This is a genomic window from Gluconobacter sp. DsW_058 (assembly GCF_002153615.1).
GTDB lineage: Bacteria > Pseudomonadota > Alphaproteobacteria > Acetobacterales > Acetobacteraceae > Gluconobacter > Gluconobacter cerinus.
In genome coordinates this window covers 54,602-78,837 of sequence record NZ_JOPH01000005.1, presented here as the reverse complement: position 1 = coordinate 78,837, position 24,236 = coordinate 54,602, and the positions used below count along the sequence as shown (strand labels likewise).

Here is a 24,236-nt window from a genome sequence, read left to right as displayed (position 1 = left end):
GGCCAAGCCACCCTCCTCAGGCATGATAGGTCAACATTCTTTTCGACTATGCGCAATGAACGTCATGGGTGCCGTGGGGCCGCGACACTGACATGTTTGTACAGGGTGGTTCGGGACACGCCGTAGCGCCGGGCTACATCGGCAACCTGTATTTCAGGGTCACGAAGTAGCACTTTGATCTCGCGGACCTGCTTGTCCCCAAGCTTCGGTTTGCGGCCGCCAGAGCGGCCTCTGGCACGTGCTGCGGCGAGCCCAGCATGGGTGCGCTCACGGATCAGACTACGCTCGAACTCCGCGAGAGCTGCAAACACATGGAAGACCAGCTTGCCCGCTGCGCTGTTCGTTTCGATCTTCTCGGTAAGCCTCTCGAAGCCAATTCCCGAGCGCTCCAACTCAGCCATGATCTGCACGAGATCCGGCAGGCTGCGCCCTAGGCGGTCCAACCTCCATACCACCAGCGTATCGCCGTCGCGCAGAGCCTTGCGGCACTGCTCCAACTCTAGGCGCGAAGCGTTCTTTCCGCTCGCCGTTTCTTCGTAGATGACATGGCACCCGGTCTGCTGAAGCGCATCGCGCTGCAAGTCCAGATGCTGGTCCTCCGTGGAGACGCGTGCGTAGCCGATCCGCTGTTTCATTGACACAACCGGGACGTTAAAAACTTGACGAGAACGTTAACTCGACAGTTGAGGTTCGGATAGTCTCAGGCGCAATTTTTTGACATATCCAGAAACCCACCGTTTTCTCGACATTTCCTGACTGTTTGCTATCTGTAGATCAAACTGCGATGTCGCACGTCCGGGATGAGGGAGACAGCAGCCAATGTACCTTCAATCTGTTAACACAGGCGTGCCCTGCTTAAACCAAGCGCGTTTTATTTTGTTGCTTTCCAGTTCGTATATGCCAATGACATCCAACGTACCGCGTCCTTCGGGGAAGTTCCGGGTCACGACTTCACGATCTATCACTAATCCACCCACGCCCACTCGACTGATCAGTTTGGCGAACAGATCTGGATCTTTAAAGCGTTCAACGTGTCGCGTTCTGATGGCCTCCGCGCCTGAAGCAAGCAAAGTATCTGGCCAAGCATAAACCTCTGCATCTGGTGCCCAGCATGCCATAAAGGCTTTGATGTCACGTGCATTATAGGCATCCAACTGCCGACGGATAATTTCAGCTTCGCCGCATGACTGCGTATCGATTTCCAATGTTATCAGCCCCCTATTTGCACAGATCGATTACCTTCATCGAAGTCTGCTTTCGGGATGAAGTTAACAGACTTGGAATGAGCGTAAAGAGGCGAAAGCAGAAGGTCTTCTATTCTACCCACAACAAGAAATTAGTTCCTACATGACACTTTGTATGAAGTGGGTTTTGCCGTGGAATAAAGGAAGAGACACTTGAGTCCTCATCCAAGCGGGGGAAGGTTGAAGGCGGGATACTGAATTGATTCGACCGTTCTCTTCAGGTTCTGCATCTCAATGCCGCTCAGATATGTCGTGGCACCTTGGCTCTTGTGACTGGCCTCATGTCCCAGCAACGCATCAATCCAAAGCTCCCGGATATCGCTGTTCTGGTTTCGCAGAAGTGTTGAGACAGTATGCCGGAACCCATGGAATGTGACTACTGGCGGAAGCTCCATCATCATTTTGTAGCGGGAAAACGCTCGACTGAAGTCAGCACCACGATTGCCATCCGTTGATGTCTTCAACTCAGAGAAGAGATATTTCTCGCCTGCGTTCTGGAAATTCAGAATACCCCAATCGAGGAGGACAGAATGGATAGGAACAAGACGTTCTCCGGCCTCAGTCTTGGGAGACCAGTTGTCTTCAGGATGAGCACAAACGCGGAAGCATGAAACGCCATCGATAGTCTGAACGTCTTCATTGCGGAGATTGCAGATTTCTCCCAAGCGCATACCGCTATAAGCAGCAATCATCGTGATGCCTTTGAAAGTATTAGCAGGAATACTGCACAAGGGCCATGGCGTTTGCAGGAGTTTGCCCATCTCCTCTGCTGTCCAGGCGCGACGCGGGTTTTTCTTGGTCAGATTGAAGTCCCAATTTCCCCACGGATTTTTTTCAACCATATCTCTTCGAAGCAGGTCGTTCCAGAGCGATGAGAGCCGCATAAAATGGTTCTTCACAGTCTTTGCGCTCAGCGTCGATACATCGTGAGATGCGGCTCTTTCGATTTCGTCTTGTAGAGAGAGGTTTTTGGTTTTGCCGTGTGATGCTGGCAACGAGAATAAGACATCCCTGAAATCACCGGCGATTTTGCCATCGATGTTCCGTATCGACAGGTCTCCGAAAGCTTCGATGAAGAGCGCCACGGTTCTGCTGGTGTCTCTCTGAGTTTCGAGGCTTTTGGTAGGCTTGCTGTTCAAAAAGCGGTTGAGAGCCTCAGTGAGCAAAATGGCGGGCCGTGTCTTCGGTGTTGCGGTGACCTTTTTGGGCTTTGTCTCAGTTTCAGCAGTTGCAGGAACTGATGTCTCAGTTGCAGCACTCCGATTGTCGAGAGCCTTGGTGAATGTGCTCAGAAGGGTATCATGAAGACGCTTGATTTCGTTCTCGAGAACTTTTTTCTCAGCGGAATTGATATTGGCTGCTTCGATGAGCTTTCGCGTCATTGCTGTCATATGGTTCTGGCTGTCGAGCGCGACGGCAATGATTTTTTCGATACCTGCGCTCAAAGCCCGTACATCGTGAGCGTGTTGCATTACGCTTTTGTAGTATTTGATTTGTCCAGCCATTTCCGCAGATGAGACGTCATTCTTTCGAATAGTCTCCTGCGTTGCGAGCATGTTTTGGTATTTTTCCAGAAGCGCTCGATAGACGTCGTCTTTGGTTTCAAAGCCGTGTTTCTTCATGAAATCTGCACTCTCGTTCGGAGAGAGTATGGAGGTTTCAGAAGGTGGTTTGGAACGGCTCACGCTGCGAAGTCCTCTGAAAACATCACTCGTCTGCGCATGCAGCTCTGCTGCGCGACGTCTGGCTTCAACTTTGCCTGCTGTTCCCAGCGAGATCCAGATCTCGCTTTTTCCGAGAATCGGACGGAGCGCTTGAGGCACAACACGGCGGAAGTGGAATCGTGAACCGACTTGCTTGAGCACGAAGCTTCTCCAGATTTTGGAGAAGAGCTTTGGAGAACCAACCCGCAGATTGCGGGTCATATCCTCACATTTTCAATGAAATCAGAGAGTTATGTGGTGCGAGCTGCGGGACTCGAACCCGCACGCCCTTACGGACTCGAGATTTTAAGTCTCGTGCGTCTACCATTCCGCCAAGCTCGCACACGCCTCATGCTGCTCGCAGCAGGGCGGTCCCGTTTTGGCTCAGCCAGCGCTCTGCTGCAAGACGTCCTGTGCGCCCATTTGTGCAAAATCTGTCAACTAAGCTCCAAAAAGCAGCGCTATGATCAAAATGTTGAAGATGAGCGAGTTCATGGATCACGACGTAATCTCGAATTTCCGGCGGCGTCATGACCAGACGCCAGCTCAACATGATGCGTCCTTTTCGGGTGCAACTGCCCCAGCGAGACCGGACTTCCCGCAAATCGACACGGGACGGCACAAGCCCCATTCTTTTACTGTGCAGTGCAACAGCATTCGAGAGATGCTCTTTTGCTAGGGTGTGCAGAAAATCCTTTACGCGACGTTCGGTATGAGCCGCATCTCCGCTGACATGAAGGCCATCTGAATCCAGCCATGTGCCACGACGGGCATCTGGCTCGTGCAGAATGGGAACCGGTGATCCTTCGATCATGACTTCGTGGCCGTTAGCCAGTACGCGTTTTTCAGGCAGAGCAGCCAGAGAGGATGTAATCCAGTCAATATGCTGATGGACGAACGCAAGACCCTGCCGCTGGCTGGTGCGCTCCGGCATTGTAACAACAACACTGCCGTCTTGAGCATCAATGCGGAGGGTCATGCGGCGTGCACGAGGCGAACGTCTCCATACGAGAGGGACGGTCGGCGGAAGCATGGGGTTAGCCGGAGCGCTTTCTGGAAATGCACGCGGGTGCATTCGCAGGCCACTCACCGGGCCATGCGGTAATGTAATTCTCCAATGGGCCCGCGCGACGCTCACTTACGCAGCGCCCGCCTGCTGAAGCACCGGCAAGCAGAACGCTGTCCTGCGTTCCGGAGCGCAGAGGGTGCCATTCTGGAAGATCGAACCCGTCTCGCAGCAATCGATAAGCACAGCTTGGTGGAAGCCAGTCGATCTCCGCCAAGAGTTCAGGCGTTAGAGTAACGCAGTCCGGCACCTTGCGATGGCGCTTCGGATAATCTGTGCAACGGCAGGTCTGTGTGTCCAGAAGTCGGCAGGCAACGGTCGTGTAAACGATCTCGTCTGTATCTTCGTCGCGGAGCTTGTTCAGGCAGCAACGCCCACATCCGTCACAAAGGGATTCCCATTGTTCGGACGTCATCTGATCTAGCGGCGTGGTTTGCCAGAAAGGAGAAACTGAAGTCATGGCCGATCCAGTATCACACAGCCGAGGCACAACAGAACCGCTATTGTCAGGGAAAACAGGGCGGCGGGTAAAAGCAGGGGAAGCCATATTAATTTCAGGCGGGTCGTCAGATCTGCGCCTAGACCGATTGCTGCGCGTGTTGTTCCGATGGGCAGTCCAAGTAACGTGGCTCCGAACGGCATCATGACAGCTGGGGAAATCAGAACACCCTGGAGGATGTCATAATGTCGGCTGATAAAGCTTAGTCCAGCGCGATGAAGTTCAGGCAGCGCAAAAGCGAGAGCCGGGCCGGGCAGTAGAACCAGCAAACCAAGAAGGCGTACGTGTCGGGCTGGCAGAAGACGCATCAGCAGCGTGATAACGCCACAGCCAATGAGCAGGCCAAGTATAATGGCGGGCAAGTGAAGCCGCATGGAAATGGCCATCATGGCTTGCTGCTGCCGTACCAGTCCTGAAACCGCTGCTCCAGCTGATCACCGTATTTCGTCCAGAACGCGTCATTGACGGACAAAGCTGTTCCTCGCGGATCAAGGACGCTGTCGGGCATGTCGTTCAGGTGTGGAGACTGAGTATGTAGTTGGGTCAGGGTTTTTTGGGCTGTCGTCGTCGGGTTGTTAGCCGGGATTGCCCAATAAAGTGCAGTGCTGAGAGTTTGCTCTGGCTGCGCGACAAAAAGGGAAGCCGCTGGCCCCGCTTTGACTTTCATGCTGACGCTGGAAATTTCCGTCATGGGGGCGCTGGTCATGAGCGCGCTGCTTTGTTCCATAATCCGGGCGGCATCATCGGGTGTTTTCCACCACACAATATAGGGTCGAAGCAGATCCAGCTTGTGGAACGCACGACTAACACCCGCGGGCGTGGACAGCGCAGTATAAATGTCACGCGCGTCTATGCCGTCTGCAAGAAGGGCAATTTCCAGCGTTGTACGTGCACCCAGATAAAGACCGCGGCGTCCTGGATGACGTGCAACGTCCCAGAAGTCTTTCCAGTCAGGGGCGGCAGGTAGTCGTGAACGATCCCATGCGAGTGCCATGATTGTCTGGCCTCCGGGCAGGCCACATCCCTGAGTGCCATCCAACGGGTGAACCCAACCTTTCTGACAGGCATCTGCAAGCTGGCTGCCGTTTAACAGGATAGCAGCCCAACTAGGGTTCGATGAATGAACGCCCGCGTCCAGCGTGCTGTATTGGCCGTCCCATTCAACCTGCTTCAGCGACTTGTCGCTTGTGATCAGGGCATTCGCAGTCACCGCACCTTCAGGAATGGCCCAGCCGGGGGCGGGAGGAGCAGGTTTGGCTGCACGACGATGTTTTGTGGAGTGGTGTGTAACCGCTCGTTTATGCGCGTGCGCCGAGGCTTCGGATGGTGAGAACACAGAAGCGACACTCTGGCCGACATGGGAAAAGAAATCCCCGATGTCATCGGAAGGGCGGGTGCTGCTCGCGGATGTGGCGTGCGCGTGCATGTTGGCAGGTAGAACCTGTATCGCAAGCAGGCCCACCAGAAATGCTGCAGGACGCATGATACGACCGAGACCCGCCCGGCATCGTGCCGGGAGCGTATGTCGCAGAAAGAAAGCGGGCCGGGTCAGAATGGTGTCCTCAATCAGCATGAAGAAGTCAGGCGCCGATGCCTGACCGAATGCGGCGGCACTTTAATACAGGTCGGCACGAAGCGGAAAGGCCGTTGCATGGCCGGCGGGCCAGGCGAGCTGAACGGCGGCTCCGGCTCGTGGCAGCTTCTGGGCCTGAAGGGGCGGGCGCCGGAGTTCAATCTCGGTACCATCCGGGCAGCGCACCCGCATTCTGATATGATCGCCAAGATGAACGCTGTCCGTCAGTGTGCCGCGAACAGGTGGCGCTTCCTCATCATCAAGACCAAGAGACTGGCTGCCGAAAAACGGCGAGATCCGATCCGGGCGAACGCACACCAGGCAGGCGTGACCTTCTTGAAGCGTATCGTCGGATGCGAGAGCTTCCACAATGCCGCCGCAGGCAAGTTGAACGCGCGCGACGTCATCCGCAATATCCAGAACCTGCCCGGTCAAGGCATTGGCTTCACCAAAGAGTGTCGCCACTCCAACGTCTGGTGGGCGATCATACAGTTCGGCCGCTGTTCCGCACTGAAGCAACGCCTCTTCATTAAAGAGGGCGATCTGCCCTCCTGCGCGCAGTGCGTCTTCCTTGCGCGTGACGCTTTGCAAAACGCTGAGATTTCGCGCGCGCGACAGTTTCGACAGTAGAGACGCGATGCGTCGACCCGCGTGGATGTCCAGACCACCGTATGGGTTGTCGAGCAACAGAATGGTTGGGGCAGTTACGAGTGCACGGGCCAGCATTGCACGGAAGGTCTGCTCTGGATTGAGGTTCTGCGGAGAAAGATTTCCCAGTCCATCCAGTCCCAGAAGAGACATCATGCGGCCTGCACCAGCATCGGCTTCTGCGCGGCTTTGTCCTTGGGCGCGCAGTGCGAAAACGATGTTACTGCGCGTATCGAGGTGAGGAAACAGCGGATCTCGGGTGCTGATCAGGACAATGCTGCGTTGGCCGGCGGGACGGGATGTAACATCCGTTTCCTGCACAAGGACTCGCCCGCCCATGGGGGGAGAGAAACCTGCGATCAGATCCAGTAGGCCAGATAATGCGGCTTCATCAGTCCCATAGGCGGTAACCGTTTCCCCCTCGGAAACCGTGAGGTCAAACGCTTCTCCCCGTAGACCAGCGCGTAAAGCTTCAAGCCGGAGAGCCGGAGCCAGGCGTGTGGCGGGCTTCTTGCGGCGTATGGGAGATGGTGGGGCGCCGGGTGGGCGGGACATGCAACCTCTGATAATGCTTTTGCGTTTGAAGCCAGATACCGGGCCTGATTCCCAGGTCCCTATTTGATTGCAATGAGGGTTTGAACATGAGCCGCGATACCGTCAAGAAGAACATCGAAGCTGCAGCCGAGACAACGCAGGATCAGATCGAGACGCTGCGCAAGCAGGTTGAGCAGATCCTGAACGACTATGTTAACCCGGCTCTGCTTCAGGCAGCGGACCGTACAGAGCATGCCGTTGCAAATGCCCGCAAAATCACAGATCATGAAATTGAAAATGTATCGACGCGTGTGCAGTCGCGGCCCATCGCCGCTATTCTGATTTCCGCTGTGGTCGGTTTCCTGGCGGGCCGTTTCTCCAAGTAATCGGCACGTGACCTTTCAGGCGGGAGGCAGGCCATTCACAGACCTGCGCCCGTCCTGTTAGAAATAAAGGCAACGATCCTCCATGAAGCCCATCGAACTCGGTCAGGAAGTCCTTTCCGCCCAAGGCCAGATTCTCTCCCGCTCCGCCATGCGAATCGGTCGGAGAGTTGCGTGCGCGCTTGTTGCCGTTGTCTTCCTGCTGTTCGCAGCCATTTCTTTTCACGGCTTTCTGTGGGCGTTCTTCATTAGCGTTGCAGGCCTGAGCTACGTCAAAGCCAGTCTGTGCGTTATTGGCGTTGATCTGTTCTTCGTGCTGATTTTTGCAGTTCTTGCTGCATGGTCGATCCCCGACGTTGTTGAGATCGAGGCGCGTATTCGTCGCGACCGCAAGTTGATCGAACTGAAGCAGTCTATTGCCATTACAGCCGTTACTGGTCTTCTGCTGGGGCCAATTGGCCGTTTTACGGGCAAAAGCTTCCTGTCCATTCTGAAGAGTTTCTTCAGTCATTCCAAATAAGACATTTTATGACTGATTTTTGTCAAAGCCATCTGGCCAGTTGTAGGTTAATGGCGTAAGCACTTCGCCTGTGCCGTGATTACGCCCTTGGGGGAGTCGTCACGGACTTGCGAGGAGTCCCGTGGAAAGTTCGTCGAACAGTCCGTTAGTTGGCACCAAGGTCACAGCCTGATGCTGACGGAAGTTAATCTCTTCGGCGTCTTTGTCGCACCCCTCTCAATTTACGCCGTTGCAGCAGTGTTTGTAACACTTCTGTTGAGAAGCATTCTGTGGCGAACCGGTGCTCTGAACTGGTTCTGGCACGTCGCCCTCTTTGAAATAGCGCTCTATGTCTGTGTTCTCTGTCTGCTCATCCTTTACGTCTAGGAGGGGTCGGCTATGAACTGGACCCGCAGTGTGATCCGCGTTCTGCTGACTCTGATTGTCCTGGCGATGGCCATTGGCCTCGGTCGGACCATGTGGGACATTTACGTTCTGGCACCATGGACGCGCGATGGTCGTGTTCGTGTTTACGTCGTAGATGCAGCCCCTGAAGTTTCCGGAACCGTTGTTTCTGTTCCCGTCGTGGACAACCAGTTTGTCCATCGCGGTGATCCGCTTTTCGTTCTCGATCCCGTTCGCTTCCGCCTTGATATTGACGCCGCCCGTGCCCGCCTTGCCGGTGCGGACGAAGACCTCAAGCTGAGATCTTCTGATGCCAAGCGTCGTATGGGCCTCGGTGGCATTGTGTCTGCCGAAGAGCAGGAAGACTTCAACTCGAATGTTGAAACCCAACGCGCCAAAGTAAACGCAGCAAAAGCCGAACTGAATACGGCACTGCTGAACCTTCAGCGTTCCACGGTTTATTCGCCTGTTGACGGGTACATCACCAACCTGAATCTTCGCGTCGGTGATTATGCCCATGCTGGTCAGCCTGGTCTCGCAGTGATTGATGCCCATAGTTACTGGATCAACGGATACTTCGAAGAAACCAAGATGCACGGTGTGCATGTTGGGGATGCGGCCCGTGTCAAACTCATGGGTTACAAGCAGATTCTGCCTGCCCACGTAGTCAGCATTGGTCGTGGTATTAACGACCGTAACGGCGTGTCAGACCGTCTTGGTCTGCCAGACGTGAACCCGATTTTCACGTGGGTCCGACTGGCGCAGCGTATTCCGGTTCGTCTGGAACTGGATAACGTTCCACCAGAAATCACTCTCGCGGCCGGTATGACCGCGACTGTCACGATCGGCCGCGAAACGCCTGGCGCCCGTGGCAAGCTGACCACCTGGCTGCAGAATCATCTTTGATCATGTCCCGCAAACTCCTTACCCTCGCGCTTAGCACCTGTCTGTCGCTGACGGCCTGCACCGTCGGGCCGAATTTCAAGCCAGACAGGATCAAGGTGCCTGACTCTTTCGTAGAGCAGCCACAATCGGTGACGGCAGCTGAGATTGCCCGCACGGAAGCGGACATGAAGGACTGGTGGGCGCAATTCCACGATCCCATGCTGAACGAACTGGTCGAGCAGGCTATCAAAGGGAACTACGACCTTCAGATTGCGTCCCAGCATATCGTGTCCGAGCGCGCTGTCCGTCGGCAGGCTCAGGCAGCGTGGTATCCGCAGCTTGATGCAGCTATGGGCGGTGGCGATGACCGGTATTCCATCAATGTAGATAACTGGCCATTGCGCCCTGGAAATCCGGCAAACCGGCCACAGGCGTCTGTCCTGACCTATGGTGCTCGCGCCAGCTGGGAAATCGATCTGTTCGGACATATCTCCCGGCAGGTCGAGGAGCGTAAGCGGCTCGTTGAGGAATCTCTGGAAAACCGTCGCGCCATTCTGTTGTCGCTGCTGTCCGAAGTCGCATCAGACTACGTGACGTTGCGCGGCATTCAGGAACGGCTTGCAGTCACGGAACACAGCATCGATGTAGCGCAGCGTTCCCGCGAGCTGACTGAAAAGCTTTATACGCACGGCCTGGGCAATACACTGGCTGTAGCGCAGGCACAGACGGAAGAGCATCTCGAGCGCTCGCGTCTTGCTCCACTGCACTCGCAGGAAGAGCGCCTGATCCATGCCATTTCAATTCTGCTGGGTGAGATGCCCGGCAAGTTGGAGGAAGAGCTGGACGTGCGGCGCCCTCTGCCGTCTGTTCCCGCGTTCCCGGCGTCTCTGCCGTCCATCGTCTTGGCAAATCGCCCGGATATTCGGGCGACGGAAGCGCATTATGCAGCGGACATGGCTCAGGTCGGCGTAGCGGTTGCCAACCTCTATCCGAAGTTCATGATCCCGCTGACGTTCAATCCGAACGCTTCTGCCGCCTATCAGGCGTTTCAGATGGGAGGTATGGCCTGGAGCTTCATGATGATGGCTTCGCTGCCCATCATTCATGGCGGTCGTTATACAGCAGAAATTGCTCAGGCTCGTGCAGAAGCCGAGGCGAGCCGTCTGGTGTATCGTAAAACCGTGCTGAAGGCCTTCGCTGAAGTTGAAGATTCAATGGGTGACTGGCGCCATGACAATGAGCTTGTCACGCAGCTTGAAGAGGCCGCGACGGATTCCGGTCTTGCCCGTGACCGAGCGCAGAAGCTGTTTAGCGCTGGTCTGACCGGGTATCTGAATGTTCTGACAACTGAGCAGACCGCACTTTCTGCTCAGGATCAGGCAGTCGTGGGGCGCATGGCCCGTCTGCGTGACGCCATTTCGCTTTACACGGCGATGGGTGCGGGCTGGCAGGGCCGTCAGCTCACCGATACGCGTCTGCCGATTGAAGTTGGAAAGCAAAACGCGCTGGTACGGGCCTTTACGCGCTAGGACAGGATTGGCTCGCAACAGGGCAAGAACAGTTTGAACGGAGTCCTGCCATGATGCCTGTCTTTCTGCGATCATTTGCTCTGATGGCTGCTGTTATGTTGGGAACTGGTCTTTCTCAGGCAGCAACCGAGCGTGATCTTGAAGCGCCCGGCCCCCTTGGACCGTTATCTGGCACTTATCTTGACGCGGGGAAAACAGCGCCCGTTCTTCTGCTCGTCCCTGGCTCTGGCCCCACAGACAGAAACGGGGATTCAGCGTCTGGCCTCAAGCCGGGAACACTGAAGCTGTTAGCTGAGGGACTAGCTGGTCGGGGTATTTCAACTGTCCGCGTTGATAAGCGTGGTATGTTTGGAAGTGCACGAGCTGTCGCAAACGGGAACCACGTTACCATTCAGGACTACGTGACGGACGTTCAGAACTGGATCTCTGTCATTCGCAAAGAAACGGGGACACGTTGCGTCTGGCTTGGTGGACATAGTGAAGGTGCACTGGTCGTACTTGCTGCATCTCAGCATAGCCAGGGTGTCTGTGGTTTGATCCTGTTGTCAGGGCAGGGGCGACCAATGGGTGAACTCATCCGGGCGCAGCTTCACGCCAATCCGCGCGCGCACACGGTTCTTCCACAAATTGATAGCACCATTGATGCTCTTGAAGCAGGCCACCGTGTTGACCCGCTAACATTACATCCCGGTTTACAGGCTTTGTTCAACGCGGACGTGCAGGGATACCTGATTGATGTCATGCGTTATGATCCCGCTGCGCTTCTGAGGGCGTATCATGGGCCCGTTCTGCTGGTGCAGGGTGGGAAGGATCATCAGATCAGCCCGACAGAAGATCTGCCTTTGCTGCAGGCTGCTGACCCTCGCGCGACGACTGTTTATCTGCCCTCTGCAAGTCACTTTCTAACGGACATGCCGGGTGTTGATTCCAAAACCATGACCGGAGCTGGCCTTCCTTCTTTCGGCCCTCTTGATCCAGATCTGGTGCCGCATGTCGCGGAGTTTGTCCTCGGTCATTGACCCGAAGCGATCAACGTCACACATCTGAAAGTAATGGAGGAATAAACCAATGGCACAGGATGGTCACCCGGCTGAGGATTACCTCAGACCAAAGCTGGACAGTTTGATTGAAGAAGGTGTGAGCGCGGGATTTTCGCGTGATGTCGTACTTGCCGTACTGATTGATCTTCTGGATGACGGCGCAGCAGATGATGCGGAGTTGAGATGAAAGACCCTTATTCAGTTCTTGGGGTTTCCAAGACGGCCACGGACAAGGAAATCCGCAGCGCATACAGGAAGCTGGCCAAGCAGTACCATCCGGACCACAACCCTGACAGCAAAGACGCGGAAGAGCGCTTCAAGGCTGTAGGTCAGGCGTATAACATTGTCGGGGACAAGGAAAAGCGTGCGCGCTTTGACCGTGGCGAGATTGACGCCGAAGGGCAGGAGCGCGGCCCGTTTGGCGGCGGTGGCTTCGGTGGCGGCGGCCCGGGAACCGGGGCACATGGCTTCCAAGGAAATTTCAATCAGGAAGATCTGGGAGCTTTCTTCTCCGACATGTTTGGTGGCGGCGGATTTAGTGGGGACTTCCAGCCCGGTGGTGCGGCAGGACGTCGAGCCACGAAGGGCTCTGACCGCCGTTTTTCGGTGACCATCACCTTTGAACAGTCCGTTCTTGGGACGTCTCTGGATCTGGCTTTGGGCGAAGGCGGTCATACGGAAGTTCGTATTCCGCCGGGCGTCGAAGAAGGGCAGACCCTGCGTGTACGGGGTAAGGGCGCGCCAGGTCGTCCGGGGATGGATGGTCAGCCGGGTGTTCCAGGTGATGCGCTGCTGACGATTTCGGTCACGCCAGACAAGCGTTACGTCCGCGATGGTCGTAATCTGCGCATGACCCAGAATGTCGATCTCAAGACAGCTGTTCTGGGTGGGAAAGTGACCGTGGCGACACCGAAGGGAGACGTCGCGGTGAAGGTGCCCAAACATTCCGACAGCGGGAAAGTTCTCCGTCTTGCCGGTCGTGGTATTGGCGCTGACAAAAAGAACCCCGCAGGTGACCTGTTCGTGACGTTGCAGGTGCATATCGGGACGGTTTCTCCTGAACTGGAAGCCTTCTTCGCTGAGCAGGAGGCCTGATCATGGGAATGATCCGTCGCGCAAAAGCACGTATTCCAGACTGGCCATGGCGTCAGATTATTGGTGGCATTTTCGCCATCATCTTCGTTGTCGTGCTGAGCGTGATCGGATCCCATGCCCTCATCCTCGCCGGGGAGTGGCATTTGCCCTAAGATAAAGCCCGTCTTTGTTTCTGACGGGTTTTTCATGACCTCTTATTCTACACCTGCCTCCGGGCAACCGCTGGCGACGACACGTCGTCGCGCCTTTACCGTTGTGCTGGCAATCGAGCTGTGGGAACGGTTCGGCTATTACGGCATGCAGGCAGTTCTGACGCTGTTCATGGTCCAGCAGCTTCGAATGGCCGATACCACGGCCAATCTGATGCTGGGGGCCTTCTCCGCCCTGACCTACATCACGCCTGTTCTGGGTGGCGTGCTGGGAGATCGTTTTCTCGGCACGCGGCGCACTATGGTCATGGGAGCCATTTCCCTTGCCATCGGCTACGCCTGCCTTGCCGCTTCTCTGACATCACCGACATTGCTCCTGCTGGCCATGGCGCTGATTTCTACAGGAAATGGCCTCTTTAAACCGAATGCGGGTAATCTGGTTCGCCGGATTTATGAAGGGGATAATGCCGCCCTCGATGCGGCGTTCACCCTCTATTACATGTCCGTCAATGTGGGCTCCACGGTGTCGATGCTGCTGACCCCGTGGCTACAGGTTCACTATGGCGCACCCGTTGCTTTCGCGACCTGTTCGGTCGGGTTGGTGATTGGATTGCTCTATTATGTCTGGCGTTCGGGATGGCTTGCCCAGACAGCCAGTCCTTTGGAAAAAGAGCGCGTGCCTGCCAGCCGTTTTGCTCTTGTGGGGTTCGGACTCCTTGCGCTGACCGTTTTTAACGCCTGGATCATGAGCAGCGACGGCCTTGCCCGGATCTGTATTTTTGCTGCCGCTGTGTTGCTGTTCCTGTCCTGGGTCGTCCTGTACGTCCGTGCACCGGGAGAAGAGCGACCGGGTTTGCGGCTTACATACATGCTGTGCCTGCAGGGAACGATTTATCTCGTCTTTTATCAGCAGATGATCACGTCCTTGACGTTGTTCGCACTGCGAGATGTCTCGGGCGACTTCAGCATCGGCGGCGTAACGCTTTTCCATATGTCGGCCGGCCAGTTTCAGGCGCTCAATCCGATCTGGATCATGGCGATCAGCCCACTATTGGCGATTTTGTACAATCGGCTGGGCGCACAGGGGCGGGACCTGTCGCTGGCTCGGAAAATGCTGATTGGCTACGTGATGGTGGCTATGGCTTTCGCGGTTTGGTGGCTCTCTGCCGTCGGAACGACAGGTTTGGTTTCCCCCTGGATTATGGTCGCGGGCTACGGACTTCTGTCTTTCGCCGAGTTGCTGACAAATGGTTTGGGTCTGGCGATTGTGGCCCGCTATACGCCAGCGCGTCTGAGTGGCTTCATGATGGGCGCACTTTATCTGCTCTGGGGCATTGCGATGTATGTGGGCAGTGTCATCGCCAACCGGGCGGCCATGCCAGCCGATATGGCAGCTTCCGCTGGAAATGCCCTGTATGCCAGTTTGTTCCGGACGTTGTGTGAAGTGGCGGTTGTTGTGGTGGTGATTCTGGTCTGTCTGGAGCCTTTGACACGCCGTTGGGACCGAGAACACATAACTGTGAACAGGAAACTTTCGCCGAATTGAACCATGTGAAGGTTTTGTAATTCGGGAGAAAACCTAGGAAAAAGATTAGACATGATCTGAAGTAATGCGGCGGAAGTGTCGCATTACGAAAACAACCGTCTTCCTCTCTCTATTCCGGACCGGCATCGGCCTGTATGGGAAAGTCATTCATGATTTCCGGTTACAGGCGACGTGAGAAGGAGACGCGGGAAAAGATGCAGAGGTTTAAAAGCGGTTTGACGAAGGCTCTGGGGGCGGCCTGTCTTTTGAGCACGACGCTCTCCACACCCCAGATTGCATACGCCGAGACGGCTTCTGCATCTGATCAGGGAAAACCTGGTCAGCCTCGCGCCCATAACAGTGCGGGGCACCCGGTTCTTCGCACCCGGTCCATCCAGCCGACCCCTCTGCTGGTCAAACCCGCTACGACCCCGTCGCACCTTGCTGACGTGCAGCCTTCAGATACGACAGAAAACCGCTTCTTTCCGGCCAGTTTCCATGACTGGCTGACGCAGAGCACCATGACCGGTGACTGGGGCGGATATCGCACCTGGCTTACGGAAAAAGGGATCAACATCGGTGGCCACTTCCTGCAGGACAGCGCAGGAAATCCGATGGGTGGTAAGGCCAAGACCGTTCGTTATGCGGATGAATTCGGCCTTAACATTGATCTCGATCTGAAGCGCCTGACCGGCTGGAACCTTGGCCTGTTCCATTTCCTCAGCACTGCACGTCAGGGTCTGGGTATTGGTGCCAAGCTTCCGGCGCTGGATAGCCCGCAGCAGATCTTTGGATCTGGTGAGACCGTACGTCTGACCCGTCTTTCGTGGGAGATGCCGTGGAACCGTTATGTCTCCACCGAAGTCGGCGAAATCAACACTGAGAACGATTTCGAGCAGTCGTCCATGTACTGGGGCATGAGCCAGTACTGCCAGTTCGAGTCCAACGCCATCTGCGGTATGCCGCAGTCTGTCGCAATGAACTCGGGCTACGGATATTACCCGACGGCGCATCCGGGTGCGTGGGTGAAGTTCTACCCTGCCGGAAACAACCATTACCTGATCCAGTTCGGTGCGTATTCGGTCGATCCGACCATCGCCAACACGCATAATGGCTGGAAAATGAACCTTCATGGTGCAACGGGGACGTATGTTCCGTTCCAGCTTGGATGGCATCAGGGCGGTAAGGACGATTACAGCGGCCCGCTTCAGACCAACATCAAGATTGGCGGCTACTGGGATTCTTCTCAGGTCAAGAACGTCTATGGCCAGCTTGGCACATTCGGTGTTCCGACAGAGTATCTGATTTCAGCGCCGACCCAGCAGGTTCGTGGCCGTTTTGGTGGCTGGTTCCAGTTCGACCGTATGCTGGAACGTGACAAGGCTGATCCGAACCGTGGAACATCGTTCTTCGGATCTTTCACCTGGGGTGATCCCCGCACCGCGATTGCACCTTACTTTATTACGTGGGGCATCACGCGTAAGGGGACCTTCCCGAGCCGACCCAATGATACGATCAGCCTTGGCATGAAGATGCTGTGGGTGAACCCGAAGCTGACGATCTGGGCGCGACAGATGCAGGCTGCCGGGGCAACAAACCTGTTCAAGCCGTCTGAAGAGCACGCCATTGAATTGAACTATGGCTGGCGCCCGACCCCGTGGCTCGTGATCCGTCCTGGTGCTCAGTATCTTATGCATCCCGGGGGCACCAACCGCTACAAGAATGCTCTGCTGCTTGATTTTGAGACGGGCATTACCTTCTGATTTTCCGATAAAGCCAGACATGAAAAACGCGCCACCCGATCAAGGTGGCGCGTTTTTTGTGCCTGTAATCTGATGTGAAATCAGAGGTCAGTCGTGAAGGAGAACTTGAATGTCCGGGGCAGGCCTTCAAGCAGATAGCCGTTGAAGGACGAAGACCAGTAGCGTGTGTTGGCAATGTTATCGACGCCAAAGCGCAGGGTGACAGGCTTGTGGTACGTCGTGAACGTATAGCGTGCGGCCAGATCAAAGCGCGTCCAGACGGGCAGATGCAGGGTATTGGCTGTGTTAACCCACTGCTTGCCTGTATTGACGACGCGCCCGACGACCGTGGCCCCTTTCAGGAACGGGAGATCGTATTCCAGATTGCCGTTGATCGTGTAATTCGGAATGCCGATCGCTGAATTGCCATTCTGCAGGCCGCCAGCCGTGTGGCGCAGGTCTGCATCAATCAGCGTGCCGCCGCCATTGAATCTCAGTCCCGGCAGGATTTCTCCATTCACGGTGAGTTCGATGCCACGGTTCCGTTGCAGGCCGTCCTGTTTATAAACGGAATACCCCGTGCCTTCGATCGGCACATTATAAGAATTGGGGCGTGAAATCTGATAAAACGCCAGAGCAGCGCTAAAGCGACCAATGTCGTACTTGGCGCCGATTTCATACTGGGCAGACTTATAGGGTGGGAAAATCTGTCCGACGTTCTGGGCACTGGCAGGGGCGGTATCCCCCTGAGACATGCCCTCAATCCGGTTGAAGTAAATGGACGTCTGACGCGTCGGGTGAATGACAAGTCCGACAACAGGCGTAATGGCATCCTGGTTATACGGAGTGCTTAACGAGCCTCGTCCGGTTGTGCTGTAGTTATACCCGTTGATCATCATGTTCTGGTAGCGGAAGCCCCCGGTGAGGGCGACGCGACCATTCAGGAAAGACATCGTGTCAGAGAAAAACAGGCTGTACAGGCGTGTCCAGTTTGTCGTCTGCGGGTCGTTTAAAACACCCCCGACGAAAGTCTGAGCCGGGGAGGCAAACTGCGGCGTCTTGTAAATGTTGGTGGTCGGAGAGGTCAGGGCCATCGCGTAGGCCGCAGCCGAATCTTCCCAGAGCGCAGAGCCACCAGCATTGACTTCGTGCTTGATGAAGCCCGTTCGGAAGTGCGCCCGAACGCCGGCGCGGGTGCTCTCATTCGTCTGATTGTAAGGCACATACATGCTGCCCGCAGTTGCGGCGCCGGTGGCTGCATCCGTTAGGGTCGGGCTGGAATAGTTGCCCTTCTCATTCGCGTTCAGGGCACCAAAGGCCCCATACAGGGTCACATTTTTGGAGAGATCATGCTCAATGTTCAGCATGCCAAAAATGTAGTTCAGGTCATTATACGCCCATTTCTGACCGAAATTGTGAGACGGGGCGACCGGGCGCGGAACGCTGGTGACAGATGAACTCAGCATCAGCCCAGGGCGGCCACCATCAACGCCCTGATTCTGATAGTTCATGTCCATCGAAATACGTGTGCTGTTATCGCGGCTGTGCCAGTCAAAATCAGCCCCCAGAGCGGTGGAGTGCCGGTATTCATTATTGATGGAATCTTCGCCGGATTGTCCGGCAACGTTCAGGCGAACACCGAACTGCTTCTCCGTTCCAAAACGGCGGCCCACGTCAATGCTGCCACCTCCCATGGCGCTGCTCGTGTAGTCTCCCGTCAGGCGGGTGATTGGGGCATCCGTTGCATGTTTGAACATCAGGTTGATGTTGCCGCCAATAGCAGACCCACTCGGTGCAGCGCCGTTCAGGAACGCACTGGCGCCGTTGAGAACCTGAACACTGTCGTAGAGCTGGGGTGAAACAAGCTGCCGGGGCGTGATGCCGTAAAGACCATTGATGGCCACGTCATCACCGTTGACGGCGAAACCGCGGATGACAAACATTTCCGAGAAGTTGCCGTATCCATACGTCGTGCGAACGGATGGATCATTTTCCAGAACCTGTCCCAGTGTCTGGGACTGCTGGTTCAGGATCATGCTGGAAGAATAACTGCGAATGTTGAAGGGTACGTCCAGGCCCTTCTTGTTTCCCAGTGCACCCAGCTGTCCGCCACTCGTGACTTCCATCTGGTTCCGGCGCTTGGCCTTTACGATGATTTCTTCATCGGTCGGCGCGGATGATTTGGCCGCGCTGGGCGCTGCCACAGCCTTGTTGGACGCGACCTGGGTCTGGTTCGGCAAGGGACTTGCTGCATAGGCGAAAGCGGGAAGGGTTGTTCCGGCCAGAAGCAGACAGGCCAGGTGCCTGCGATGGCGAGCAGGTCTGGGGCGGGAAAGCAGATATGCGCGCACGGAAAGAAGCCTCGATTGGAGGGGAAGATGTGCGCTACATACGGTAATGAGAATTAATCTCAAATAAATCAATGTAACTTAATATGACTGCGTCTGTGTGCAGGATGCGGGCACAAAAAAAGCGAAGCCTTTTTCGGGCTTCGCTTTGTCGTGGTTGGTTCGTCGCTAATTCAGAGCACGACGGTGAACTGAACCCCCAGCACAGCGGCATCGCGAAATGTCGTCGTCGCGCTGGGGCGTTGGATGTATTGGAAGTCGGGCTGGATCGCCATCGCACGGGCCACATGCGCGCTATAAAACAGTTCGTACACGTTCTCATGGCTCTGCGGGCCATAGACTGTGCCCCACTGGTTATCCTGATAGGGCAGGTTGAGCTGCTTGGAGGATTCCTGCTGCAAGGCTGCCGTGGTGCTCATGTCGAAGTGCTGCCACATGGCGCCGACAGTATCGAGCGGACGCCCCCACGCTTTGCCCGTATCAATCATGCCGACCCATGTGTGGTCTCGCATGGCGACGGTCTTGCCGTCACTGTACATGGCGCCCGCCATAAGGATCAGACCGTTGGTATCACCCGGACCGTTGCGCATCAGCATCTGATCCATGATCAGCCACGCACTGTTTCGCCCGGCTTCATAGCGGCGAGGTAGGCCGGTCTGCTGCCATGAGTTCCCGTGAATGTCTTCGTACAGGTTCAGATAGCGTGAATTGTCGTAGGAATATCCAAGCTCGTAATGACCAACGAGATGGTTTTTCCCAAAACGGGGAATCCAGCCGATTTCGACAGGGGTTGAGAACTTCCCCAGCCCCGATTGCGCCCAGGACCAACCGGAAATGCCGCCGTTGTAAGCGTGTGGGCTTACGGCGAAGAGGCCACCCATAATGTATGTATTGGCCGTTGGCATGACTCGGGCAATAGCTGCAAGGTTACCGGACGGCCAGTCGCGGTTGCCTTCCGTGTACTTATTTGGTGCTGGATTTCCGCAGACGGCGACGTTCATGAAGTCGCAGAAAAGTGGCGAGGCAGCAAAGAATGAACCGACCGGGATCCAGCCAGCGCTGATGTCGATACGGTTATGGTAAAAGGATGCCTCTCCATACATTGACACGAGATGCGCTACGACGTTGCCACGTGCACCATAGATTTCCTGCACAGGCGCAATGGAATCTCCGAACATCCGGGACACGTTCTGGCCATGTCCGTTGACGATCAGCGTATGCGTCCAGAAATTTTTGATACCGGCCATCTTGTCCCAGTCGATATCCACTTCGACGCCGACCTGCCCCGTATCCGAATAGGCGCGGTCTTTACCGCCCGTCACGTTGCCGGCGAATTCTTCGTTAACTGCGGCGAGGAGATGAATGCCATGATTGACAAGCCATGGCTGGATGCCGCCCCAGTCTCCGAAGAAATGCTGTGATCCCATTGGGGCTGCGAAAAACGCCCCCGGATCTTCAACTTCGTCAGGAGTGCCAGCGCTGCGTACGCCGCGCATGTTGTTTTGCAGGATGGGAACGCGTCGCCCTGTATCCATAGGGTGTGACGTCAGTTCGGATTTGCTGTTGCCTGCCGAGGGTTCCGCCGACGGGCCTGCCGTTGGGGTTGAACCTGAAGGCGAGGCCGACTGACCCCAGGCTTGGCCTGGCGCAAAAGCCAGTGTCGAGGCGGACAGGAGTCCCAGAAAAACGGTCCGCAGATGTCCGGAACGAAAAAGGCGAGCGTGATCAGTCAGCACGACCATAAGGCAGCGAATCTCTCTTCTGTCTGATGATGGCGAACAGGAAGACGGTCTTCTTCGAAGACTTTCCCACAGGGTGGGACGAAGAAAATGAATTCCAATTTATGGAGTGAGAGGTGGTGTGTCGCAGACCGCCCGACCCGCTGTCAATGCGTGCAAGGGAACTAAAGTGGTTTGGTCTTTGACCATGAGAAGTGTGACATTGTGTGGATGGAGACCATCATGGTCCAGATAAAGGGCAACTCCCGGAGCATTATGGCGTAAGACAATCTCTTGATTTTTTGTTTTTTACAGGAGGCAGCATGAGGTTCTCTCGTTCCATGCTGACACGTGCAGGAGTGGGTCTTGCCGTGGGAGCGATTTTAACGACCGGTTCGGTTCTGGCCGAGCCCGCTACAGGTCCAGTCGCTCCCCCACCTGTTCCCGCTCTCGATTCCCCTCTTCAACTGGGCTCGGTGTCTGTGGAGGGAAACAAGCGTGTCCCATCTGCGGATATTCTCGCAGCATTCGGTTATCACGACGGCGAGAACGTCACACGCGCGAAGCTGGCAGACGCACAGAAACAGGTTGCGACGCTGTATCAGTCACGCGGCGTTGGGGCGGACCTTGGTGAGCAGTTGCACATTTCCGCCAACAAGGTGGATGTGAAGCTGCTGATGAGGGAGCACGATCAAAGGACTGCCGAGGTTGGCACTGCTGGACTGATCGTGGACAAGGTTGCTTTCGAGGGTAACCGAAAAGTACCAACGCCTGCTCTGGCAGCAGCAACCACCCTTCAGGATGGCGCAGCGATCTCGGATCAGGCTTTGGCGGCGGACGAAGTGGCGATCGAGAAAGTGTATCGGGAAAACAAGCTCGGCGCTCAGATCCAGCCACAGGTGGTCTATCCGAACCATGACAATCATCTGGTTCTGGTCTGGCAGATCCGTGAGCAGAGCCCGCGCTCAGACGGGGAATAACCCGCCTGAAGAATTAGGTCAGGGTCTCCGGATCCAATGACCGGGGGGTCAGTACACCCGGAAGATAAAGCGGGTGCTCTGGCCGTCCTGTCTTGCTCAATCTTAATGCCGTCACCTTCACGCCATGGTGCGCCAGCATCCGGGCCACAGCAGTGCCGCGAGGTCTAAGTGCCTTGGCCTGAGGGGCACCGTAAGCCAGCACGACAAGATCAGCTGCCTTCGCCATTTCAAGAAGATGCCTGTCGTTGTCGGGGCCAATGGGATCATCGACTTCCAGAAGGCGTTTCTGATCCGTGCAGCGATAGGCAAAACTGTTGCCGACGAAAATTCCACCGTAGCCCCATGCACGCGCATAGCGCTGGCATTTGGCGACCGTTCGGTCGTCCCCGAGTTCTGTGGCGACTGAAGGATTCATCATCAGCCACATGACCATGGGCTTCGTCTCATCCCATACGCGCTTCAAGGTGTAACGGTAACAGTCGCCCGGGCCGTCGTAGTGGGCTGTACTGATGACGTCTTCCGAAAGCCGAAGTGGGCGTGAATCACCAACATGATGCTGCCCAAAAAGGTCAGCAGGCTCCCCTCCGCTCTGGAACGGTGTGGAGCGGGAAGGGCGCGACATAGAAGACATTCCGGTGTTTGGTGAGCTTAGTGGGCAGCCTGAAGCGCCTTGACGGCAGCCAGTGTCCGCTCGACATGGCCATCCGGGGACATGGATGCATAGGAGAGGGCAACATGCCCATCCGGCGCAATCACGTAAGAGGTGCGGCTGGCCATATGCAGAAGAGGCATCTTGGCCTTGTAGGAATTGGTGATGGTCCCGTCAGGATCCGCGGCAACAGGAAATGCGCTCCGGCATTCACTGACGGAGAAACGGGTCAACTTGTCGATCGGGTCCATGGAGATCCCGATAACCGTTGCGCCCATCGCCTTGAATTCGGGAATTGCCTCAGCGAATTCGTGCGCCTCGATGGTGCAGCCCTTGGTGAAGGCGGCAGGGTAAAAGTAAAGGACGACCGGACCCGTTTTTAAGGCCTCGGCCAGATGGTAGCTGAACTCATGTCCTGCCATGCTCGCCTTGGCCGTGAAGTCTGGAGCATGGGCTCCTGATTCCAGAGCAGCGTGAGCTGGAGAAGGGAGAGTGCCAATCATGGCAAGGGCACAGAAAGCAGAAATTGGCAGAAAGCGACGCATAGGATGTGCTCTGTTCCCTGAAGGTAACGGTTTAGAATGCGCCGGGCGGAACCACGACGCATGGTGAACCGTGCGGCAGACGGTGGCAGGCCGCAAGAGCATTTTCATGTGTCAGGCCGGTCAGGCGGGCACGATAGAGGTGTCCTTTGCCTGTTTTGACGCTGGCAACCTGTGTTCTCGCAGACGCGACAACTGCTCCGCCCCGACTGTGAGCCTGAGACGCGGCTGAAGTGGCCTGTCCGGAATTGGCAAATGCGCCAACCTGAATGGCCCATGTTTTGGGGCCACTCGTTTCCTGTGGTGCGGCGATGGTGGCGTGATGCATTGTCGGTGCAGGGGAAGACAATCGGTACTGCTGTCGTGAAGCAGGCATGACGGCCATGATCGGCTGGGGCTGCAAATGGTGCCCCATCGGAATTTCCTGCGCTGTGACCTGACTGTCGGCCAGTTCGGTATCCATGCTGTTTGCGACTGGTGGGTGATAGGCCACTTTCTGCACAGTGGGAGCTGGTGATGTGATACCCCGCGCTGCCCACGCCGCGCTGACACTGTTTGGTTCTACCGGTGCGGCAGAGGCTACAACCACAGGCGCTGCGGGAGCGGCGGGTGTTTCGGCCACGGTCTCATCCGAAGACGAGCTATCGTCAGATGAGCTGTCTGCTGATGAATCCTTGTGAGACCAGGCGGCCCGGATCGACTGACTGGCAGGCGTGGTGGGGGCAGTATTTTCTGCAACCTGGATCTGGGCGTTTGGATCATGCTGGGAGACCAGAAGGTCTGCGGCCGACCGGTTATGAGGCGTTACGCCTGCGATGCGTGGACCGATTGCTGCCACATAGCGGCGTGTCTCACGCGGCAGCGGACGTCCGCGGCGCAGGTAGCTGTCGAGGCTTCCAGGGCCATCGTTGTAGGCAGCGAGAAATCCTGGCGAACCATAGATTTCGTACATCTGCCGAAGATATGCCGTGCCTGCGAGAATATTATCGTGCGGATCAAACGGGTCGTCGCCGAGGCCGTATTGTTGGCGCATGTCATCATAAGTTGGCGGCATAAGCTGTAACAGGCCCATGGCACCCGGCGTCGAAGTGATGAAATTGCCATTATGGTCGTAAAGGTGGCCGCCGGACTCCTGCTGCATGACCGCCCGGATCCACGCTTCTGGAATATCAAACCGAGCAGAGGCTTCCTGAATGTATGGCCCCCACGGATCGCTGGGTGGGCCCGGCGGAGCGTAATAGGATTTTGCGTGAGCGCGATATTTCGCGGCTTCCTGAGAGACGGGAACCTGAGATGTCGAACTCATGTCGGGTGTACCTGCGCAGGCCGCGAGAAGGCCGATCAGACCAAGTGCCAGACCTGAACGGAGAGCGGTCAACGGGCGAAGAGTGGTCTGGAACGGCACGGCGGGTCTGGGCATCGGGGCAGGGTACCTGACAAGGGAAGAACTGTCGCAACCCCCGGACAATACACAGGGATT

At 56.2% G+C, this 24,236-nt stretch carries 25 protein-coding genes and 1 tRNA gene; 12 read left to right on the top strand and 14 right to left on the bottom strand.

Annotated elements, in window-relative coordinates:
• Positions 1 to 62 precede the first annotated feature (62 nt).
• The 9 genes from HK24_RS03780 to HK24_RS03740 all read right to left on the bottom strand — a co-directional run bounded on the left by HK24_RS03780 (position 63) and on the right by HK24_RS03740 (position 7,288).
• Entirely contained in the window at positions 63 to 635 is a 573-nt protein-coding gene (locus HK24_RS03780) for a recombinase family protein (protein WP_086633375.1), read from the bottom strand.
• Between the two features lie 192 nt (positions 636 to 827).
• A complete protein-coding gene (locus HK24_RS03775; RefSeq protein WP_086633374.1) occupies positions 828 to 1,205 on the bottom strand; it encodes a nuclear transport factor 2 family protein in 378 nt (125 codons plus the stop codon).
• Between the two features lie 200 nt (positions 1,206 to 1,405).
• Positions 1,406 to 3,169 (bottom strand): DUF6538 domain-containing protein, encoded by a 1,764-nt coding sequence (locus HK24_RS03770; protein ID WP_233126091.1) that lies wholly within the window; start codon positions 3,167 to 3,169, stop codon positions 1,406 to 1,408.
• Positions 3,170 to 3,203: 34 nt separating this feature from the next.
• Positions 3,204 to 3,289, bottom strand: a tRNA-Leu gene (locus HK24_RS03765).
• A gap of 7 nt (positions 3,290 to 3,296) precedes the next feature.
• Positions 3,297 to 3,980: a M48 family metallopeptidase gene (locus HK24_RS03760; RefSeq protein ID WP_086633373.1), complete on the bottom strand. Its 684-nt coding sequence runs from the start codon at positions 3,978 to 3,980 to the stop codon at positions 3,297 to 3,299.
• Between the two features lie 4 nt (positions 3,981 to 3,984).
• On the bottom strand, positions 3,985 to 4,473 hold the full coding sequence (locus tag HK24_RS03755; RefSeq protein WP_046900785.1) for a YcgN family cysteine cluster protein: 489 nt from the start codon (positions 4,471 to 4,473) through the stop codon (positions 3,985 to 3,987).
• The gene (locus tag HK24_RS03750; RefSeq protein WP_086633372.1) at positions 4,470 to 4,901 is read right to left on the bottom strand and encodes a hypothetical protein; all 432 of its coding nucleotides are present in this window, start codon (positions 4,899 to 4,901) and stop codon (positions 4,470 to 4,472) included. Before HK24_RS03750 ends, HK24_RS03755 begins: the two co-directional genes overlap by 4 nt.
• Positions 4,898 to 6,085, bottom strand: a complete 1,188-nt coding sequence (locus tag HK24_RS03745) for an extracellular solute-binding protein (RefSeq protein WP_233126090.1) — start codon at positions 6,083 to 6,085, stop codon at positions 4,898 to 4,900. The genes HK24_RS03750 and HK24_RS03745 overlap by 4 nt, the downstream gene beginning before the upstream one ends.
• A 42-nt stretch (positions 6,086 to 6,127) precedes the next feature.
• The gene (locus HK24_RS03740; protein WP_086633371.1) at positions 6,128 to 7,288 is read right to left on the bottom strand and encodes an ABC transporter ATP-binding protein; all 1,161 of its coding nucleotides are present in this window, start codon (positions 7,286 to 7,288) and stop codon (positions 6,128 to 6,130) included.
• Positions 7,289 to 7,374: 86 nt separating this feature from the next.
• Here HK24_RS03740 and HK24_RS03735 point away from each other — a divergent pair, with 86 nt between their 5' ends.
• The 11 genes from HK24_RS03735 (at position 7,375) to HK24_RS03695 (ending at position 16,540) form a co-directional block, all read left to right on the top strand.
• On the top strand, positions 7,375 to 7,653 hold the full coding sequence (locus HK24_RS03735; RefSeq protein WP_046900788.1) for a hypothetical protein: 279 nt from the start codon (positions 7,375 to 7,377) through the stop codon (positions 7,651 to 7,653).
• A gap of 82 nt (positions 7,654 to 7,735) precedes the next feature.
• A complete protein-coding gene (locus HK24_RS03730; protein WP_086633370.1) occupies positions 7,736 to 8,170 on the top strand; it encodes a hypothetical protein in 435 nt (144 codons plus the stop codon).
• Positions 8,171 to 8,341: 171 nt separating this feature from the next.
• A complete protein-coding gene (locus HK24_RS03725) occupies positions 8,342 to 8,536 on the top strand; it encodes a DUF1656 domain-containing protein (protein ID WP_086633369.1) in 195 nt (64 codons plus the stop codon).
• A gap of 12 nt (positions 8,537 to 8,548) precedes the next feature.
• Positions 8,549 to 9,460: an HlyD family secretion protein gene (locus tag HK24_RS03720; RefSeq protein WP_046900790.1), complete on the top strand. Its 912-nt coding sequence runs from the start codon at positions 8,549 to 8,551 to the stop codon at positions 9,458 to 9,460.
• Between the two features lie 2 nt (positions 9,461 to 9,462).
• The gene (locus HK24_RS03715) at positions 9,463 to 10,968 is read left to right on the top strand and encodes an efflux transporter outer membrane subunit (RefSeq protein ID WP_086633368.1); all 1,506 of its coding nucleotides are present in this window, start codon (positions 9,463 to 9,465) and stop codon (positions 10,966 to 10,968) included.
• A 50-nt stretch (positions 10,969 to 11,018) separates the two neighbouring features.
• A complete protein-coding gene (locus tag HK24_RS03710) occupies positions 11,019 to 11,987 on the top strand; it encodes an alpha/beta hydrolase (protein ID WP_233126089.1) in 969 nt (322 codons plus the stop codon).
• Positions 11,988 to 12,036: 49 nt separating this feature from the next.
• Positions 12,037 to 12,195, top strand: coding sequence for a hypothetical protein (locus tag HK24_RS13680; protein ID WP_167386127.1), 159 nt, complete (start codon positions 12,037 to 12,039; stop codon positions 12,193 to 12,195).
• Entirely contained in the window at positions 12,192 to 13,103 is a 912-nt protein-coding gene (locus HK24_RS03705) for a DnaJ C-terminal domain-containing protein (protein WP_086633367.1), read from the top strand. Before HK24_RS13680 ends, HK24_RS03705 begins: the two co-directional genes overlap by 4 nt.
• A 2-nt stretch (positions 13,104 to 13,105) precedes the next feature.
• Positions 13,106 to 13,255, top strand: a complete 150-nt coding sequence (locus HK24_RS13675; RefSeq protein ID WP_167386128.1) for a hypothetical protein — start codon at positions 13,106 to 13,108, stop codon at positions 13,253 to 13,255.
• A 34-nt stretch (positions 13,256 to 13,289) separates the two neighbouring features.
• Positions 13,290 to 14,798: a peptide MFS transporter gene (locus HK24_RS03700; protein ID WP_086633366.1), complete on the top strand. Its 1,509-nt coding sequence runs from the start codon at positions 13,290 to 13,292 to the stop codon at positions 14,796 to 14,798.
• A gap of 194 nt (positions 14,799 to 14,992) precedes the next feature.
• The gene (locus HK24_RS03695) at positions 14,993 to 16,540 is read left to right on the top strand and encodes a carbohydrate porin (protein ID WP_086633575.1); all 1,548 of its coding nucleotides are present in this window, start codon (positions 14,993 to 14,995) and stop codon (positions 16,538 to 16,540) included.
• 80 nt (positions 16,541 to 16,620) lie between these two features.
• On the opposite strand, the gene HK24_RS03690 is transcribed toward HK24_RS03695, so the two are convergent.
• Together HK24_RS03690 and HK24_RS03685 are read right to left on the bottom strand one after the other, a co-directional pair.
• A complete protein-coding gene (locus HK24_RS03690) occupies positions 16,621 to 18,870 on the bottom strand; it encodes a TonB-dependent siderophore receptor (protein ID WP_086633365.1) in 2,250 nt (749 codons plus the stop codon).
• A 170-nt stretch (positions 18,871 to 19,040) separates the two neighbouring features.
• Entirely contained in the window at positions 19,041 to 20,609 is a 1,569-nt protein-coding gene (locus HK24_RS03685) for a carbohydrate porin (protein ID WP_086633364.1), read from the bottom strand.
• A gap of 299 nt (positions 20,610 to 20,908) precedes the next feature.
• Between HK24_RS03685 and HK24_RS03680 the strand changes: the two genes are divergently transcribed.
• Positions 20,909 to 21,565: a POTRA domain-containing protein gene (locus HK24_RS03680; protein WP_086633363.1), complete on the top strand. Its 657-nt coding sequence runs from the start codon at positions 20,909 to 20,911 to the stop codon at positions 21,563 to 21,565.
• A gap of 13 nt (positions 21,566 to 21,578) precedes the next feature.
• Here the strand turns inward: HK24_RS03680 and HK24_RS03675 are convergent, their stop codons facing one another.
• Genes HK24_RS03675 through HK24_RS03665 form a run of 3 tightly spaced genes read right to left on the bottom strand, consistent with a single transcriptional unit; the run spans position 21,579 to position 24,176 of the window.
• Positions 21,579 to 22,187, bottom strand: coding sequence for a DUF1643 domain-containing protein (locus HK24_RS03675; RefSeq protein WP_086633362.1), 609 nt, complete (start codon positions 22,185 to 22,187; stop codon positions 21,579 to 21,581).
• Positions 22,188 to 22,213: 26 nt separating this feature from the next.
• Positions 22,214 to 22,759: a peroxiredoxin gene (locus HK24_RS03670; RefSeq protein ID WP_046900798.1), complete on the bottom strand. Its 546-nt coding sequence runs from the start codon at positions 22,757 to 22,759 to the stop codon at positions 22,214 to 22,216.
• A 31-nt stretch (positions 22,760 to 22,790) separates the two neighbouring features.
• On the bottom strand, positions 22,791 to 24,176 hold the full coding sequence (locus HK24_RS03665; RefSeq protein WP_198942051.1) for a lytic transglycosylase domain-containing protein: 1,386 nt from the start codon (positions 24,174 to 24,176) through the stop codon (positions 22,791 to 22,793).
• Positions 24,177 to 24,236 lie beyond the last annotated feature (60 nt).

Coding starts and splice junctions, on each gene's coding strand:
- HK24_RS03780 (WP_086633375.1), bottom strand. CDS start 635: ATGAAACAGCGGATCGGCTACGCACGCGTCTCCACGGAGGACCAGCAT.
- HK24_RS03770 (WP_233126091.1), bottom strand. CDS start 3,169: ATGACCCGCAATCTGCGGGTTGGTTCTCCAAAGCTCTTCTCCAAAATC.
- HK24_RS03760 (WP_086633373.1), bottom strand. CDS start 3,980: ATGCTTCCGCCGACCGTCCCTCTCGTATGGAGACGTTCGCCTCGTGCA.
- HK24_RS03755 (WP_046900785.1), bottom strand. CDS start 4,473: ATGACTTCAGTTTCTCCTTTCTGGCAAACCACGCCGCTAGATCAGATG.
- HK24_RS03750 (WP_086633372.1), bottom strand. CDS start 4,901: ATGATGGCCATTTCCATGCGGCTTCACTTGCCCGCCATTATACTTGGC.
- HK24_RS03745 (WP_233126090.1), bottom strand. CDS start 6,085: ATGCTGATTGAGGACACCATTCTGACCCGGCCCGCTTTCTTTCTGCGA.
- HK24_RS03740 (WP_086633371.1), bottom strand. CDS start 7,288: ATGTCCCGCCCACCCGGCGCCCCACCATCTCCCATACGCCGCAAGAAG.
- HK24_RS03735 (WP_046900788.1), top strand. CDS start 7,375: ATGAGCCGCGATACCGTCAAGAAGAACATCGAAGCTGCAGCCGAGACA.
- HK24_RS03730 (WP_086633370.1), top strand. CDS start 7,736: ATGAAGCCCATCGAACTCGGTCAGGAAGTCCTTTCCGCCCAAGGCCAG.
- HK24_RS03725 (WP_086633369.1), top strand. CDS start 8,342: ATGCTGACGGAAGTTAATCTCTTCGGCGTCTTTGTCGCACCCCTCTCA.
- HK24_RS03720 (WP_046900790.1), top strand. CDS start 8,549: ATGAACTGGACCCGCAGTGTGATCCGCGTTCTGCTGACTCTGATTGTC.
- HK24_RS03715 (WP_086633368.1), top strand. CDS start 9,463: ATGTCCCGCAAACTCCTTACCCTCGCGCTTAGCACCTGTCTGTCGCTG.
- HK24_RS03710 (WP_233126089.1), top strand. CDS start 11,019: ATGATGCCTGTCTTTCTGCGATCATTTGCTCTGATGGCTGCTGTTATG.
- HK24_RS13680 (WP_167386127.1), top strand. CDS start 12,037: ATGGCACAGGATGGTCACCCGGCTGAGGATTACCTCAGACCAAAGCTG.
- HK24_RS03705 (WP_086633367.1), top strand. CDS start 12,192: ATGAAAGACCCTTATTCAGTTCTTGGGGTTTCCAAGACGGCCACGGAC.
- HK24_RS13675 (WP_167386128.1), top strand. CDS start 13,106: ATGGGAATGATCCGTCGCGCAAAAGCACGTATTCCAGACTGGCCATGG.
- HK24_RS03700 (WP_086633366.1), top strand. CDS start 13,290: ATGACCTCTTATTCTACACCTGCCTCCGGGCAACCGCTGGCGACGACA.
- HK24_RS03695 (WP_086633575.1), top strand. CDS start 14,993: ATGCAGAGGTTTAAAAGCGGTTTGACGAAGGCTCTGGGGGCGGCCTGT.
- HK24_RS03685 (WP_086633364.1), bottom strand. CDS start 20,609: ATGGTCGTGCTGACTGATCACGCTCGCCTTTTTCGTTCCGGACATCTG.
- HK24_RS03680 (WP_086633363.1), top strand. CDS start 20,909: ATGAGGTTCTCTCGTTCCATGCTGACACGTGCAGGAGTGGGTCTTGCC.
- HK24_RS03675 (WP_086633362.1), bottom strand. CDS start 22,187: ATGTCGCGCCCTTCCCGCTCCACACCGTTCCAGAGCGGAGGGGAGCCT.
- HK24_RS03670 (WP_046900798.1), bottom strand. CDS start 22,759: ATGCGTCGCTTTCTGCCAATTTCTGCTTTCTGTGCCCTTGCCATGATT.
- HK24_RS03665 (WP_198942051.1), bottom strand. CDS start 24,176: ATGCCCAGACCCGCCGTGCCGTTCCAGACCACTCTTCGCCCGTTGACC.